This is a genomic window from Rhodoplanes sp. Z2-YC6860, assembly GCF_001579845.1.
Classification (GTDB): domain Bacteria; phylum Pseudomonadota; class Alphaproteobacteria; order Rhizobiales; family Xanthobacteraceae; genus Z2-YC6860.
Map to the genome: position 1 here is coordinate 3900680 of NZ_CP007440.1, position 16077 is coordinate 3916756.

Consider the following 16077-nt stretch of genomic DNA (forward strand, 5'->3'; position numbering starts at 1 on the left):
GCATCGCCGCAGGGCTTAAGTCCAGCCGCAGCCACCCAGTCTAATTCACAATTCCTATCAAACAGATGAACCTTTCCGGTTGCGGCTGCGACAAAGCTTCGCCGGCGCCCGGCCACGACCTCGACACGATTCGGGCTTGTGATTTGATGGTCATCCCGCGGAAATTTGACCAGCCGCGGGGGAGGAGGATTCCGCCATGCTCGCGTCCGCCCGCGTCGGCCTGTTCGCCGCGCTCGTCACCCTTGTATCCATTTTCCTGAATTCCGGCGCGGCATTGGCCGCCGACAAGCCGTTCCAGCGCTCCGAGCTTGCGGACAGCGCGATCAGGCTCGAGGCCCAGATCAAGAGCGACGCGGGTTCGGCCTCGAAGCCGCTGGCGCAGCTGCGCCGCGACGTGGACGCGGCCTTCCAGAAGAACGACGTGCGCAATGCGGTGCCGCTCCTGGGTCAGATCATCGCGCAGGCGCCGAACGAGAGCGTGACCTGGCTGCGTCTCGCTCGCGCCACACTGCTCCTGCGGGCCCCCAACGACCGTGAGCGCGATGAAGTCCTCCAGCGCGCCGCGACCGCGGCCTACGTCGCCTATCAGCGGGCCGGCAATCGGAACGAGGAGGCCGACGCTCTCACGGTGATCGGTAGGAGCTTCGCCGAGCGGCGCATCTGGCGGCCTGCGCTTGATGCTTTGCGGCTGTCGCTGGAAACCCGTGAAGTCGCCGAGACGCGCGCCACCTACGAGAAAATGCGCGAGGACCATGGCTTCCGCATGCTCGACTACTCGGTCGACTCGGATGCGGCTTCGCCGCGTGCCTGCATCCAGTTCTCCGAGGAGCTGCCGGCGAAACGCACCGACTTCTCGCCATTCGTTGTGGTCGCAGGCTTAGACAAGCCGGCGCTTTCGGCCGACGACAAACAACTTTGCGTCGAAGGGCTCAAGCACGGCGAGCGTTATCAGGTGACGGTCCGTGCGGGCCTGCCGTCGACCGTCAAGGAGACGCTGTCGAAGTCCGCCGACCTTTCGATCTATGTGCGCGACCGCAAGCCGTTCGCGCGTTTTGCCAGCAAGGCCTATGTGCTGCCGCGCACCGGTCAGCGCGGCATCCCGGTGGTCAGCGTCAACACCAAGGCGGTGAACATCGCGGTCTATCGTATCAGCGACCGCAACCTGATCGAGACCGTGCTCGGCCGCGATTTCCAGCGCAATCTCGAGCAGTACGATATCGATCGTCTGACCGACAGCCGCGCCATGAAGGTGTGGAGCGGTGAGCTCGCGGTCGAGCAGACGTTGAACGTCGATGTGACGACCGCCTTTCCGGTCGATCAGGCGGTCGGCGACATGCAGCCCGGCGTCTATGTGATGACCGCCGACGTCAACGGCGCGACGAACGACACCTACGATTCGATCTCGACCCAGTGGTTCATCGTCTCCGACATGGGGCTGACGGCCTATTCGGGCAGCGACGGCATCAACGTGTTCGTCAACTCGCTCGCCTCGACCGAGCCCAAGGGCCAGATCGAGGTGCGGCTGATGTCGCGCGGCAATGAGGTGCTCGGCACCAAGCGCACTGACGCCGCCGGCCGCGTGCAGTTCGAGGCGGGGCTTAGCCGGGGCGAGGGCGCGCTTGCGCCCGCCATGCTGGTCGCGACGGACAGCAAGGGCGATTACGGCTTCCTAAATCTCAAAGGGCCGGCATTCGACCTCAGCGACCGCGGTGTCTCGGGCCGGCCGCCGGCCACGGGGCTCGATGCCTTCGTCACCACCGAGCGCGGCGTTTATCGCACCGGCGAGACCGTGCACATCACCTCGCTGCTGCGCGATCCGCAGGGCGTGGCGGCGCAGAACGTGCCGTTGACCGTGGTGGTCGAGCGGCCGGACGGCCTGGAGTATCGCCGTGTCGCGCTGAGTGACCTCGGCATGGGCGGCTATTCGCTCAGCATGCCGATCTCGACGGCGGCGACGACCGGCACCTGGCGCGTGCGCGCCTTCACCGATCCGAAGCGGCCTTCAGTGGGCGAGACCACCTTCCTGGTCGAAGACTATGTGCCGGATCGGCTCGAGTTCGATCTTGCGGCGCCCGCCGGGAAGATCACGCGGGCCAACCCGACCACGCTCACGGTCGACGGCCGTTATCTCTATGGCGCGCCGGCTTCGAACCTCGATCTCGAAGGCGAGGTGGTGATCCAGGCCGCGAAGGAGCGGCCGGGGCTCGCCGGCTATCAGTTCGGCGTCACCGACGAGGATGTCGCGACCGTCCGCCAGCCGCTGGAGGATATGCCGCAGACCGATGACAACGGCAAAGCAAGCTTCGACGTCGCGCTCGACAAGCTGCCGGAAACCTCGCGGCCGCTTGAGGCGCAAGTGATCGTGCGGCTCGCCGAATCCGGCGGTCGCGCGGTCGAACGGAAGATCACGCTGCCGATTGTTGCAGCCGGCAACATGATCGGCGTGAAGCCGCTGTTCCAGGGTAGTTCGCTCGGCGAGGGCGAAAAGGCGAACTTTGACGTCGTGCTCGTCGATCGCGACGGCAAGATGCTGGCGGCGAAAGGGCTGCGTTATGAGCTTCTCAAGATCGAGTCGCGCTATCAGTGGTACCGCCGCGACGGCCGCTGGGACTACGAGGCGATCAAGCTCACGCGCCGCGTTGCCGACGGCAGGCTCGACCTGAAGGGCGGCGAGCCCGGCCGCATTTCATCGCCGGTGCAATGGGGCCGCTATCGTCTCGAAGTATCGAGCGCTGACGCGAGCGGGCCGACGACGTCGATCAGCTTCGACGCGGGCTTCTACTCGGACGCGACGGCGGATACGCCGGACCTCCTGGAGATCGCGCTCGACAAGCCCGAATACAAGGCGGGCGAGTCGATGACGGTTGCGGTCACGGCGCGCACGGCGGGCCGCATCACGCTCAACGTGATGGGCGAGAAGCTGCTCTCGACCGTGACCCAGGACGTGCAGCCCGGCACCGCGAAAATTCCGTTGAAGGTCGGCTCCGACTGGGGCACCGGCGCCTACGTGGTCGCGACCTTGCGCCGCCCGCTCGATGCGCGCGCCCAGCGCATGCCGGGCCGCGCCATCGGCGTGCAGTGGTTCTCGATCGACAAGAAGGCGCACACGCTTGCGGTCGACATGACCTTGCCGCAACTGATCCGGCCGAACACCAAGCTCCGCATCCCGGTCAAGATCGACGGTCTTGGCTGGACCGATACGGCGCGGATCGTCGTCGCCGCGGTTGACGTCGGCATTCTCAACCTCACCAACTACAAGCCGCCGGCGCCGGACAACTATTATCTCGGCCAGCGCCAGCTTTCCGCCGAGGTCCGCGACCTCTACGGCCAGCTCATCGACGGCATGCAGGGCACCCGCGGCCAGATCAGGACCGGCGGCGACGAAGGCGGCCAGCTCAACGGCAGCCCGCCGACGCAGGCGCCGCTCGCGCTCTATTCCGGCGTGATCGACGTCAGCTCCGGCAAGGCCGAGATCGAGTTCGACATCCCGGCCTTCTCCGGCACGGTCCGCGTCATGGCGGTGGCCTGGAGCAAGGACAAGGTCGGCCGCGCCAACGGCGACGTCACGGTGCGCGACCCTGTCGTGCTGACAGCCACGCTGCCGCGTTTCCTGCTGACGGGCGACCGCGGCACCATGAACCTCGACCTGGACAACGTGGAAGGCCAGGCCGGTGCCTACAGCGTCACGACCACGGCGGAGGGCGCTGTGACCATCGGCGGTGATGCGTCGAAGACCTTGCAGCTTCGCGCCAAGCAGCGTGACCGGCTCACCATGCAGCTCAACGCACAAGGCTCGGGCGCGGGCACCGTCAAGGTTGCGATCAAAGGACCGGGCGACTTCGCCCTTGAACGCAGCTACGGCATGAACGTCAAGCCTGCGACGCAGGTGCTGACGCGGCGCACGGTGAAGACCATCGCCAAGGGCGAAAGCCTGACGGTGTCGAACGACTTGTTTGCCGATCTGGTGCCCAACACCGGCGCGGTGGCGATTTCGGTCGGCGTGCCCACCGCGCTCGATGCGGCGACTTTGCTCAAGGCGCTGGACCGCTATCCGTTCGGCTGCTCCGAGCAGATCACCAGCCGGGCGATGCCGCTGCTCTATGTCAACGACCTCGCCAGCGCCGCGCATCTGGCGCTGGACGACGCCGTCGACCAGCGCATCCGCGACGCCATCGAGCGGGTGCTGGCGCGGCAGTCATCGAACGGCTCGTTCGGCCTGTGGGGCATCGGCGGCGACGACGCCTGGCTCGACGCCTATGTCACGGACTTCCTGACACGGGCGAAGGAGAAGGGCTTTGCGGTGCCGGACACGGCCTTCAAGCTCGCGCTCGACCGGCTGCGCAACGTGGTCGCGAACGCCCAGGACGTGTCGAAGGACGGCGGCCGCAATCTCGCCTATGCGCTTTACGTGCTGGCGCGGAACGGCATCGCGCCGCTCGGCGATCTGCGCTATCTCGCCGATGCCAAGCTCGGCGATATCGGCACGCCGATCGCCAAGGCGCAGATCGCCGCGGCCCTGGGGCTGCTCGGCGATCGCACCCGCGCCGAAACGGTCTACAAGTCGGCGCTCGACGATCTCAAGCCGCCGGCGCAACCGGAGCTGTTCAGCCGCGAGGATTACGGCTCGACGCTCCGCGATGCGGCGGCGCTGGTGACGCTCGCGAGCGAAGCCGGCGGCTCGAAGCCGATGATCGTCAATGCCGTGCAGAAGATCGAGCAGGCGAGGGCGCGCACCGGCTACACCTCCACGCAGGAGAACGCCTGGATGGTGATGGCGGCGCGGGCCATGGCGAAAGAAGCGGGAGGCGTGTCGCTCGATGTTTCTGGTAGCGCGCAGAAAGGTCCGCTGTTCCGAAGCGTCAAGGCAGCGGAGCTTGGTCAGCCACTCAAAGTAACCAACACCGGCGAGGGCGAGGTGCAGGCGGTGCTGTCGGTGTCCGGCGCGCCGACCGTCGCCGAGCCTGCCGCCGAGAACGGCTTCAAGATCGAGCGGCTCTATTACACGCTCGACGGCGAAGCGTCCGACCCGAAGACGGCCAAGCAGAACCAGCGCTTCGTCGTGGTGCTGAAGGTCACCGAGCCGCAGCCGCAGTTCGGCCGCGTCATGGTCGCCGACTATCTGCCGGCGGGCTTCGAGATCGACAATCCGCGGCTGGTTTCGTCGGGTGACACCGGCACGCTGTCGTGGATCGCCGACGCCAAGGCTCCGACTTATTCGGAATTCCGCGACGAGCGCTTCAGTGCGGCGTTCGAACGGGGGCCGAAGGATGCCCCGGTGTTCACCGTGGCCTACGTGGTGCGCGCGGTTTCGCCGGGCCGCTACGTGCTGCCGCAGGCCTATGTCGAGGACATGTACCGGCCGGACCGTTTCGGCCGCACCGAGACGGGGTCGATCGAAGTCTCGGCGAAGTGACGTTTCGATGAAGCTCGGCCGCATCATCCTCTGTGTCGCCGGCGCGGCGGTCATAGCCGCGGCGCTCGGCAGCGTATGGTGGGTGCGGTCGTTGCCGCCGGCGTCGACGCTCGCCGAACTTGACGTCTCGACGCAGGTGGTCGATCGCAACGGGCATCTGCTGCGCGCCTATGCGACGCCGGACGGACGCTGGCGCTTGCCGGCGACTGTGGAGGATGTCGATCCGCGCTTCGTCGACATGCTGCTTGCCTACGAGGACCGGCGCTTCCGCGATCACGCCGGCGTCGATCCGCTGGCGATGGCGCGCGCTGCCTGGCAATGGGTCGGCAACGGTCGCGTCATTTCCGGCGGCTCGACCGTGACCATGCAGGTGGCGCGGTTGCTCGAGCCGCGTCCGGATCGGACCGTCCTCGCCAAGCTTCGTCAGCTCGCCCGAGCCATCGCGCTCGAGCGGCAGTTCAGCAAGAACGAGATTCTTTCGCTGTATCTGACGCTGGCTCCTTACGGCGGCAATCTCGAAGGCGTGCGCGCGGCGTCGCTGGCTTACTTCGGCAAGGAGCCGAAGAAGCTTTCGCTGTCCGAAGCCGCGCTGCTCGTGGCTTTGCCGCAGTCGCCTGGATCGCGCCGCCCGGATCGTGCGGCCGAGGCAGCGCAGCGCGCCCGCGATCGTGTGCTCGATCGCATCGCCGCGTCGGGCAAGATGCCGCCCGACGAGGTCGCTTACGCCAAGCGCGATCTCGTGCCAGGTGTGCGCCGCGCCATGCCGACGCTCGCGCCTCACGCGTCCGATCAGGCGGTGGCGGCTGCGCCCAAGCTGAAGCTGCACCGGCTGACCATCAACGTGGCTTTCCAGAAGAGCCTCGAAGACCTCGCCCGCGAGCGCGCCCGCGCGCTCGGCCCCGATCTGTCGGTCGCCATCGTCGCTGTCGATAACGCGACCGGTGAAGTGCTCGCCCGCGTCGCCTCGTCCGACTATTTCGACGTTCGACGCCAGGGTCAGGTCGATCTGACCGACGCGCTGCGCTCGCCCGGCTCGACGCTGAAGCCGTTCATCTACGGCCTCGCGTTCGAGGATGGCATCGCGCATCCCGAGACCATGATCGAGGACCGGCCGGTGCGTTACGGCGCGTATGCGCCGGAGAATTTCGATCAGACCTTCCAGGGCACGGTCACGGCGCGCCGCGCGCTGCAGCTCTCGCTCAACGTGCCGGCAGTGTCGCTGCTCGACAGCGTCGGCGCCAACCGATTGAACGCGCGGCTGACGCAGGCCGGCGCATCGCTGGTGCTGCCGAAGGGCGAGGCGCCGGGGCTGGCCATGGCGCTCGGCGGCTTGGGCATCAAGCTCTCCGACCTGACCATGCTCTACGTGGGGCTCGCTCGCGGCGGCGATGCCGTGCCGCTCGTCGAGCGCGTCACCAAGGCCGAACCCGCCGCACCACGGCGGCTGCTCGATCACGTCGCCGCCTGGTACATCGGCAATGTGCTGTCCGGCACGCCGCCGCCGGAGAACGCCGCCGGCGGCCGCATCGCCTACAAGACGGGCACCTCTTACGGATTCCGCGATGCGTGGTCGGTCGGCTTCGACGGCAAGCGCACCATTGGCGTCTGGGTCGGCCGCGCCGACGGCGCGCCGGTGCCGGGCCTGATCGGCCGTGCCGCCGCGGCGCCGATCCTGTTCGACGCTTTTGCGCGAATGGGGCAGGGCACCGCGCCTCTGCCTGTCGCGCCGAAGGGCGCGCTGTTTACTTCGTCCTCGAAGCTGCCGCTGCCGCTCCGGCACTTCCGGCCGAACGGCGCCGTCGCGAGCGACAACGGCGTCACACCGCTTCGCATCATGTATCCGCCGAACAACGCGCGGGTGGAGCTTGCCACGTTCGACGGCAAGCTCGATCCGTTGGCGCTGAAGGTCTCGGGCGGCGTTGAGCCGCTCACCCTGCTGGTCAACGGCCTGCCCGCAACTGCGCGCGCCGAACGCCGCACGCTGCTGGTCGATCCCGACGGGCCGGGTTTCGTCCGTCTCACCGTGATCGACGCCAAAGGCGCAGTCGACAGCGTGATGGTGCGCTTGCAATAGAAGCGCGGCTGCCATGTCGCAGCCAGCGCCGGTTTTCACCGTGGCGCCGGCCCTGTAACGTCCGTCCCCAGAAAACAGGGGAACGCTCGATGCTGCTCGATCATCGCACCTATACGCTTCGGCCTGGCACGCTGCGCAAGCAGTTGGCGCTGTACGAAAAGCACGGGCTTGCTGCGCAAAAGCGGCACTTCGGCGAACCGCTCGCCTGGCTCGTCAGCGAGACTGGCGACGTCAACAGCTACGTTCACATCTGGGTCTACGAGGACGCCGCCGACCGCACGCGACGACGCGAAGCGCTGTTCAAGGACCCGGAATGGCTCAAGTATCTCGAAATGAATGCCGAGGCCGGTTACCTGCTCAAGCAGGAAAGCAAGTTGATGTCGCCTGCCTCCTTCGCGCCGATCAAGCGCTGAGCGGGCGGGAGCTGGGAAGATCGATTCAGAGGGAGGGCGAACTTGGTGGGATCGGGATTTAGGCGTGCTGCGCTGATGGCGGCTTTCGCGGCAGCGGTCGGTTTAAGTGTGCCGGCTTCGGCGCAGGATTTTCCATCGCGGCCGGTGCGGATGATCATGGGCTTCGGCCCCGGCGGGCTCGCCGATATCGCGGGCCGCGCGATCGGCCAGGTCATGTCGCAATCGATCGGTCAGCCGGTGGTGATCGAGAACATGCCGGGCGCCGGCGCCTCGGTTGCGTCGTTGGCGCTGGCGCGGGCTCAGCCCGACGGCCACACCATCATGTGGGTGTCGAGCCAGAACGCGATCGCGCCATCGATGTTCAAGTCGTTGCCTTACGACTGGTCGCGTGACTTCGCGGCGATCGGCCCGATGGCCACGTTCGATTTCGTGCTGTTTGTGAAGAAGGACAGCCCGCTCAAAACCGTGAAGGACGTGATCGAGGCCGCCAAGGCCAATCCGGACAAGTTCAACTTCGGCTCGATCGCGGTCGGCACCGCGCAGAATCTGTCGATGCTGAAGTTCGTGTCCATGGCGGGTCTGAGTGTGCCTGTGGTCGCGCATCGCACCACCGGTGACGTCATGACGGGGGTGCTCTCGGGCACCATCCAGGCAGCCATCGAGACCATTCCGGGCGCGATCGGCCAGATCAAGGACGGCCAGATGCGTGCGATTGCCGTATCGTCGACCGAGCGGAACCCGTTCCTGCCGGATGTGCCGACCATCGCCGAAAGTGGCGTGGCGGGTTATCGGACTTACTCATGGAACGGCATGGTGGCGCCGGCCAAGACGCCACAGGCCGTCATCCAGCGCCTCAACAAGGAAATCAACGCCGCGATTGCGACCCCGGAGGTCCAGCAGCGGTTCCGTGAACTGATCATGGTGCCACGCACTGGGACGCCGGCAGACCTGCAGAAAATCTATGACGAGGACGTTCCGTTCTGGCGTCAGATCATCACAGAGGCCAAGATACAGCCCAACTGACTCGATCATTCAATCAAGGAGACCGGCATGAACACCGTTCCGAAGATCGACACCAAGCATGCGGAGTCCGCGCCGCCCCCAGGCATGGATCCGGCCGAGTGGGAGACCCGCGTCGATCTCGCGGCGTGCTACCGGCTGGTCGACATGTATGGGATGACCGATCTGCACCTCAACCACATCTCGGCGCGCGTGCCAGGCAAGGAGGAGCACTTCCTCATTAATCCGTTCGGCTTGATGTACGAAGAGATCACCGCGTCGTCGCTGATCAAGGTCGACCTCGACGGCAAGATCATCGCGAATGCCAATCCGCAGTACACGGTGAATCTGCCGGGTTACGTGATCCACAGCGCGATCCATGGCGCGCGCCACGACGTGAAGTGCGTGCTGCACACCCACACCAATGCCGGCATGGCGGTGTCGGTGCTCAAATGCGGGCTGCTGCCGCTGACCCAGACCGCGATGCGTTGGGGCAAGATCGCCTATCACGACTTCGAGGGCGTGGTGGTCGATCTCGACGAGCGGGCGCGGCTCGTCCAGAACCTCGGTGACTGCGAGGTGATGATCCTGCGCAATCATGGTCTGCTCGCCTGCGGCATCACCATCGGCCAAGCGTTCAACAGCATCTACCGGTTGGAGCGTGCCTGTCAGACCCAGTTGATGGCGATGGCCTGCAACAGCGAGATGGTGATGCCGCCGCAGGAAGTGATCACCAGGTCGAACACCCAGCTCTCGGTGATGCCGTCGCCCGACGCCTCCGGCAAGAAGCGTCCGCACGGCTCGCTGGAGTGGCCGGCGCTGAAGCGGATGCTCGACCGCCGCGATCCGTCCTACAAGACCTGAACGATTTGGATTGGAGCTACTGGCGCAGGGACGCAGCCGCGTTCCTGCGTTCTGCTGAGGCCACCGTGTTATAGAGAAGCATGGTGACGGTCATCGGCCCGACGCCGCCGGGCACGGGCGTGATGAGCGAAGCTTTCTCGGAGACGCCCGCGAAGTCGACGTCGCCGACCAGCTTGCCGTCGGGCAAGCGATTGATCCCGACATCGATGACCACCGCGCCGGTCTTGATCATCTGAGGCACGATCAGGTTGGGCTTTCCGGCCGCGACCACCAGGATATCCGCCAGGATCGTGAATTGCGCCAGATCCCGCGTCTTGGCGTGGCAGATGCAAACGGTCGCGTCGTGCTGCATCAGCATCAACGCCATCGGCTTGCCGACGATGTTGCTCGCTCCGACCACCACGACGTTCTTGCCTTCCAGGGCGACGCCTTCGTGCTCCAGCATCTTGACGACACCGTAGGGTGTGCAGGGCGGGAACACGGTGTTGCCGACGACCAGGCCGCCGACGTTGTAGAGGTGGAAGCCGTCGACGTCCTTGTCGGCCGAAATGGTGCGCAGGATTTCGGAGATCGCGAACTGCGGCGGCAGCGGTAGCTGGACGAGGATGCCGTGAACGTCTTCTCTGTCATTGAGCTCTGAGATGAGGTCCAGGACGGCGCGAGGATCAGCATCGGTGGGAAAATCGTAGCGGAACGAGTGGATGCCGACGTCGGCGCAAGCCTTGATCTTGTTTCTCACATAGACCGCCGAAGCGGGGTTGTTGCCGACGACGATCACAGCCAGTCCCGGAACCACCCGCTGCGCAGCGAGCGCTTCGACGCGAACCTTCAGGTCTTTGCGGATTTCCGCAGAAACGGCGACGCCGTTGATGATTTTTGCAGTCATGTTCTTCCAGGTCGCCGTGTCGGGGATAACGGCAGCTCGCTTGATGTCGTCTTCAAGTTCTATTCGTTAGCTGTTGGGCCTCTAAATCGCCAGCGTGGGCAGAGCCTCAAAAAGAGCGGCGCCGGCGGGGTCGCCGCCGGTCATTGCATCGGGGCAGACCCGCGTTATGAGGCCCGACCGGTTCTGACCGCAATTTTGCCGCAGGATTAAGGGCTTAGGTGAGACAATTAGCAGTCCAGTGTGGCTTTACGACCCTTTCCCCACCGGGGCGACTTCAATATGGTCCGGCTCGATTGTGGGATTCTGGGGATGTCGACCACCGCCACCAGCAAAAATCAGCGAGCCGTTTCGGCGGGCGGCCTGACCGCGATCGTCGATTACGCGGTGTCGTCGCACGCCCGCGCCGTCGCGGTGCTGATCGTGACTGCGCTGCTGGCCTTTCTGCCGGGCTTTTTCCAGATCCCACCGACCGACCGCGACGAAGCCCGCTTCGCCCAGGCCAGCAAGCAGATGCTGGAGACCGGCGAATATGTCGACATCCATTTCCAGGATGAGGTTCGCTACAAGAAGCCGGTCGGCATCTACTGGCTGCAAGTGGGCGTGGTCAAAACCGCCAGTGCGCTCGGGGTCCGCGACGCGCAGACCACCATCTGGCTTTATCGCATTCCGTCCCTGCTCGGCGCCATCGGCGCGGTGCTGATGACCTATTGGGCGGCGCTCGCCTTCGTGTCGCGCCGCGCCGCAGTGCTGGCCGGGCTGATGATGGCGACGTCGATTCTGCTCGGCGTCGAGGCGCGGCTCGCCAAGACCGACGCCGTGCTGCTGCTGACGACGACCGCCGCCATGGGTGCGCTGGCGCGCGCCTATCTGGCCGATCGCAGGGCTGTGCCGTCATCCGGTTGGGCGCTGCCGGCGATCTTCTGGACCGCACTCGGCATAGGGATGCTGATCAAAGGTCCGCTGATCGTGATGTTTGTTGCCCTGGCGATTCTGGCGGTCGGGATTGCGGACCGCTCGGTCAAATGGCTTTGGGCGTTGAAGCCCATTCCCGGCGTGATCTGGTTCTGCGTTCTGGTGCTGCCGTGGTTTCTCGCGATCATGGGCCGCGCCGGCAATGCGTTTCTCGCCGAGTCGGTCGGCCAGGATCTCCTCAGCAAGATCATCAGCGTGCAGGAGGCCCATGGCGCGCCGCCCGGCTACTACCTGCTGCTGTTCTGGCTGACGTTCTGGCCCGGCGCGACGCTGGGACTGATGGCGTTGCCCGGCATCTGGAATGCCAGGCATGAAAAGGGCGCGAAGTTCTTGCTGGCCTGGATCGTGCCGGCCTGGATCCTGCTCGAACTCGTCATCACCAAGCTGCCGCACTACGTGCTGCCGCTCTATCCGGCCATCGCAATCCTGATCGCAGGCGTGGTCGACACCCGTGTGCTGGCACGGCAGCCTTGGCTCGTGCGCGGCACCGGCACGTGGTTCTTCATGCCGATGCTGCTCGGTGTGGGCTTGGTGATCGCCTCGATCGTCTTCAGCCGTCAGCTCGGGTTGCTGGCCTGGCCGTTCTTCGTCGCGTCGATGATTTTCGGGCTGTGGGCGTGGCGGCTCTATGCCGCCGACGGTGCCGAATACTCGCTGATGCGTGGCTTCGTTGCCGCGTTGCTGCTCTCGTTCGGCACATATGCGTTTATCCTTCCGTCGCTCTCCACTGCGTTTCCGAGCGCGGCGGTCGCACAGATGCTGCGTGAGGCCAACTGCAAGAATCCGGTGCTGGCCGCGGCCGGCTATCACGAGCCGAGTCTGGTGTTCCTGGTGGGCACCGACACCAAGCTGGTCGACGGTTCCGACGCCGCTGACTTCCTGCGCGCCGGCGGCTGCCGCTTCGCTCTGGTCGAGAAGGGCAATGAGCGGGCTTTCCTGCGGAGAGCCGAGCAGATCGGGCTCCGCTATTCGGCGCCGCAGCGCTTCGACGGCTACAACTACTCGGCCGGTCGTGCCATTTCGATCGGCGTCTATCAGGCCGCCGAGAACGCGCCGTGAGCGCAGTCGGCGGCCTCAGCGACAGCATGCGCGCAGCGACACCGTGGTTGCGGCAAATTCAAGCCAACGCGCAGGGGACGCTGGCGACGCTGTTTCGCCCACGGCGCCGGGAGCTCGCTTGGCCGAGCATCGGACAGCTGGCGTTGTTCGTTGCCGGCGGCGCGATCCTCGTGCTTGCCGTGATGGTGCAGCTCGACGGCTGGTCGCTCGCCAATGTCCGGAGACTGCCGGTGAGCCTCATCGAGGCATTCGACCGCTTCACCGATCTGGGCTTGGGCGGTGTCTTCCTGTGGCCGCTCGGCCTCGTGCTGATCGGGCTTGCCCTGATCGACACACCGGCCATGCCGCGCTGGACGCGACTCGTGCTGGCCGCCTGGAGCGTGCGGCTCGGTTTTGTCTTCACGGCGATTGCCTTGCCGGGGCTGTTCGCCGCCATCATCAAGCGGATCATCGGCCGCGCCCGGCCGTTCGTCGGTGGCGCTGACCCGTACCTCTTCATGCCGTTTCATTGGCGGGCCGATTACGCCAGCCTGCCGTCAGGCCATGCCACGACGGCCTTTGCGGCGCTGGTGGCGATCGGGGCGGTGTTCCCGCAGGCCCGGGCCCTGATGTGGATCTACGCGGTCTTGATCGCGATCAGCCGGGTGGTGGTCTCGGCGCACCATCCGAGCGACGTGGTGGCGGGCGCCATCGTGGGCGCCGCCGGCGCCTGGCTGGTGCGGCAGTGGTTTGCGGCTCGGGGCCTGGGTTTTGCGGTCACGGCCCATGGGGCCATCAGGCCGATGCCCGGGCCCGGCCTGCCGCGGATCATCAAAGCGCTTGCCCGCCGCCTGCACGCTGCCTAGAAGCACGCGGAATGAGCCAATTTGTCTCACCTATCGCTGCGCCCACGCCCGCCATTTCCGTCGTCGTCCCGGTCCGGAACGAGGCGGGGAATGTGGCGCCTTTGGTGGCCGAGATCGCCGCGGCGCTCGCCGGCCGGAGCTTCGAGGTCATCTACGTCAATGACGGTTCGACCGACTCGACCGGCGACGAGTTGAAGAAGCTGCAGGCGCAATATCCCTGGCTGCGCCAGATCCGACACGCGCAATCCTGCGGTCAGTCGGCGGCGGTGCGCTCGGGCACGCTCGCGGCGCGCGGCGCCACTATCGTGACGCTCGACGGCGACGGCCAGAACGATCCGACATTTCTGCCGAAGCTCGTTGACGCCCTCACGCAAGGCGCGCCGAGAGTGGGCCTGATCGCCGGTCAGCGCGTCGGCCGCAAGGACACCGGCTTCAAGCGTTTCCAGTCTCGGGTCGCCAACGCGGTCCGCGGCGCGATCTTGCGCGACGGCACCCGCGACACAGGCTGCGGGCTCAAGGCCTTTCCGCGCGATATCGGTCTGGCCTTGCCTTACTTCGATGGTCTCCACCGCTTCCTGCCGGCGCTGATGCGACGCGAGGGCAAGGAGGTCGGCTATGTCGACGTGATCGACCGGCCGCGCCATTCCGGCGTCTCGAATTACGGTTTCTTCGATCGCCTGTGGGTCGGCATTCTCGATCTCGCCGGCGTGTGGTGGCTGATCCGCCGCAAGAAGCGCGTGCCCGAGTCCACGGAGATTTCTTGATGCTTATTTCGATCGGACAAGAAATCAGCGCCATCTTCTACGACGCGTTCGTCGCCAAGTTCGACTTCTGGCTGGTGTTCGGCATCGTCGCGCAGCTGTTCTTCGGCGCGCGCTTCATCGTGCAATGGATCGTCAGCGAGCGCGCCGGCAAGAGCGTGATCCCATTCGCGTTCTGGTTCTTCTCGATGGGCGGTGGCCTGATGACGCTGGTCTACGGCATCGTGAAGCGCGAGCCGGTGATCATCGTGGGGCAGGGCCTGTCGACGATCATCTACGTCCGCAACATCATGCTGATCTTCAAGGAGCGCAAGGCGGCGCAGGCCTCCGACGCCGCTCGAACCTAGCCGCCAAGCAGCGCCGGTGGGCGCTTCGCCACCCATTGCGTCGCCTGATCGTAGGCGTAAGCGAGCTGCAGGCAGGCGAAGTCGCGGTGGTTTGGCGAAACGATCTGCATGCCCATCGGCAGGCCCGCGCAGTTGAATCCGACGGGAACGCCGATCGCGGGGCAGCTCGACATGGTCACGGGGATCATCACCTCCATCCAGCGGTGATAGGTGTCCATGGTGCGGCCGCCGACCTGTTTCGGCCAGTCCGTGTTGGCGTCGAACGGGAACACTGACGCCGACGGCATGATCCAGTGGTCGTAACGGTCAAAGAACGTGCGCAGCGCATGATACCAGGCCGTGCGCACCACATCGGCGTCGTAGATGTCGTAGGCTTTGAGTTTCTCGCCGTTCTCGACCTCGAACTGCGCCTCGGGCTTCATCAGCGCGCGCTTGGCGGGATCCTTGTAGAGCGCCTTCAGCGCCGAGCCGGACTGCCAGGCGCGGAGAATCTTCCAGTTCTCCCACACCGGCTCGATCGGATAATCGGGCACGGCCTCCTCGACGATGCAGCCGAGTTGCTCCAGCACCTTGAGGGCGGCCTTGCAGAGCTCGGCGACGCCCGGATCGTAGGGAATGTGCCCGCCGAAATCGCCGGCCCAGGCGATGCGCACGCCCTTGAGGTCGTGCTTCAGCGATTCCGTATACCGAACCGGGTCCTGCCGGTTCGACAGCGGTGCGCGCGGGTCGTAGCCCGCCTGAGTCCACAGCAGCATCGCCAGATCGGACACGTTGCGCGCCATCGGGCCGGGCGTGCCCATCACGGCGTAGAAGCCGTCGAGTTGCTGCGCCGGGACGCGGCCGAACGAAGGGCGCAGGCCAAACAGATTGTTGTAGGCCGCAGGGTTGCGCAGCGAGCCGCCATGGTCGGTGCCGTCGGCGACCGGGAGCATGTGCAACGCCGTGGCGACCGCGCCGCCGCCGGTCGAGCCGCCGGCGGTCTTGCTCTGGTCGTAGGCGTTGAGTGTCCGCCCGAACACGTCGTTGTAGGTGTTGGAGCCGAGCCCGAATTCCGGCGTGTTGGTCTTGCCGATGATGATCGAGCCCGCGCGCTTGACGCGCTCGACGATGATCGCGTCGGTCGTCGGAACGAAATCCTTGAAGATGCGGGAGCCTTGGGTGGTGGTGATGCCCTTGGTCGCGGTCAGGTCCTTGATCGCCTGCGGAAAGCCGTGCATCCAGCCGCGGCCTTCGCCACGCGCAAGCTGCTCGTCACGCTCTTTCGCCCGTTGCAGCAAGGCGCCGCGATCCTGCAGCGAGACGATGGCGTTGACCTTGGGATTGATGATGTCGATGTGATCGAGATAGGCGGTCATCACCTCGACACAGGACACTTGCTTGGCGTGGATGGCGCGCGACAGCACGAGCGCATCCATCATGACGATGTCGGACGGCGTTCCCATCG

At 65.8% G+C, this 16077-nt stretch carries 11 protein-coding genes; 9 read left to right on the forward strand and 2 right to left on the reverse strand.

What is annotated here, in order from left to right; genetic code table 11:
• The first annotated feature begins 196 nt into the window (after positions 1 to 196).
• The 5 genes from RHPLAN_RS18020 to RHPLAN_RS18040 all read left to right on the forward strand — a co-directional run bounded on the left by RHPLAN_RS18020 (position 197) and on the right by RHPLAN_RS18040 (position 9763).
• On the forward strand, positions 197 to 5413 hold the full coding sequence (locus RHPLAN_RS18020; RefSeq protein WP_084245115.1) for an alpha-2-macroglobulin family protein: 5217 nt from the start codon (positions 197 to 199) through the stop codon (positions 5411 to 5413).
• A 7-nt stretch (positions 5414 to 5420) separates the two neighbouring features.
• Positions 5421 to 7487, forward strand: a complete 2067-nt coding sequence (gene pbpC / locus RHPLAN_RS18025; RefSeq protein ID WP_068020446.1) for a penicillin-binding protein 1C — start codon at positions 5421 to 5423, stop codon at positions 7485 to 7487.
• Between the two features lie 89 nt (positions 7488 to 7576).
• Positions 7577 to 7900: an NIPSNAP family protein gene (locus RHPLAN_RS18030; RefSeq protein WP_068020448.1), complete on the forward strand. Its 324-nt coding sequence runs from the start codon at positions 7577 to 7579 to the stop codon at positions 7898 to 7900.
• A gap of 75 nt (positions 7901 to 7975) precedes the next feature.
• Entirely contained in the window at positions 7976 to 8923 is a 948-nt protein-coding gene (locus tag RHPLAN_RS18035) for a Bug family tripartite tricarboxylate transporter substrate binding protein (protein WP_068020450.1), read from the forward strand.
• A gap of 27 nt (positions 8924 to 8950) precedes the next feature.
• Complete coding sequence (locus RHPLAN_RS18040; protein ID WP_084245119.1) at positions 8951 to 9763, forward strand: class II aldolase/adducin family protein; 813 nt, start codon at positions 8951 to 8953, stop codon at positions 9761 to 9763.
• Positions 9764 to 9779: 16 nt separating this feature from the next.
• Here RHPLAN_RS18040 and folD read toward each other — a convergent pair whose 3' ends face one another.
• On the reverse strand, positions 9780 to 10649 hold the full coding sequence (gene folD / locus RHPLAN_RS18045; RefSeq protein ID WP_068020451.1) for a bifunctional methylenetetrahydrofolate dehydrogenase/methenyltetrahydrofolate cyclohydrolase FolD: 870 nt from the start codon (positions 10647 to 10649) through the stop codon (positions 9780 to 9782).
• Positions 10650 to 10958: 309 nt separating this feature from the next.
• On the opposite strand from folD, the gene RHPLAN_RS18050 reads away from it, so the two are divergent.
• The 4 genes from RHPLAN_RS18050 to RHPLAN_RS18065 are packed head-to-tail and all read left to right on the forward strand — an operon-like array spanning position 10959 to position 14633.
• Positions 10959 to 12680: an ArnT family glycosyltransferase gene (locus RHPLAN_RS18050; protein ID WP_068020453.1), complete on the forward strand. Its 1722-nt coding sequence runs from the start codon at positions 10959 to 10961 to the stop codon at positions 12678 to 12680.
• Entirely contained in the window at positions 12677 to 13525 is an 849-nt protein-coding gene (locus RHPLAN_RS18055; protein WP_068020455.1) for a phosphatase PAP2 family protein, read from the forward strand. The genes RHPLAN_RS18050 and RHPLAN_RS18055 overlap by 4 nt, the downstream gene beginning before the upstream one ends.
• A gap of 11 nt (positions 13526 to 13536) precedes the next feature.
• Complete coding sequence (locus tag RHPLAN_RS18060; RefSeq protein ID WP_068020457.1) at positions 13537 to 14289, forward strand: glycosyltransferase; 753 nt, start codon at positions 13537 to 13539, stop codon at positions 14287 to 14289.
• Entirely contained in the window at positions 14289 to 14633 is a 345-nt protein-coding gene (locus tag RHPLAN_RS18065) for a lipid-A-disaccharide synthase N-terminal domain-containing protein (RefSeq protein WP_068020459.1), read from the forward strand. Before RHPLAN_RS18060 ends, RHPLAN_RS18065 begins: the two co-directional genes overlap by 1 nt.
• On the opposite strand, the gene RHPLAN_RS18070 is transcribed toward RHPLAN_RS18065, so the two are convergent.
• Positions 14630 to 16075 (reverse strand): amidase, encoded by a 1446-nt coding sequence (locus tag RHPLAN_RS18070; protein ID WP_068020461.1) that lies wholly within the window; start codon positions 16073 to 16075, stop codon positions 14630 to 14632. The genes RHPLAN_RS18065 and RHPLAN_RS18070 overlap by 4 nt on opposite strands.
• Between the last annotated feature and the right edge of the window lie 2 nt (positions 16076 to 16077).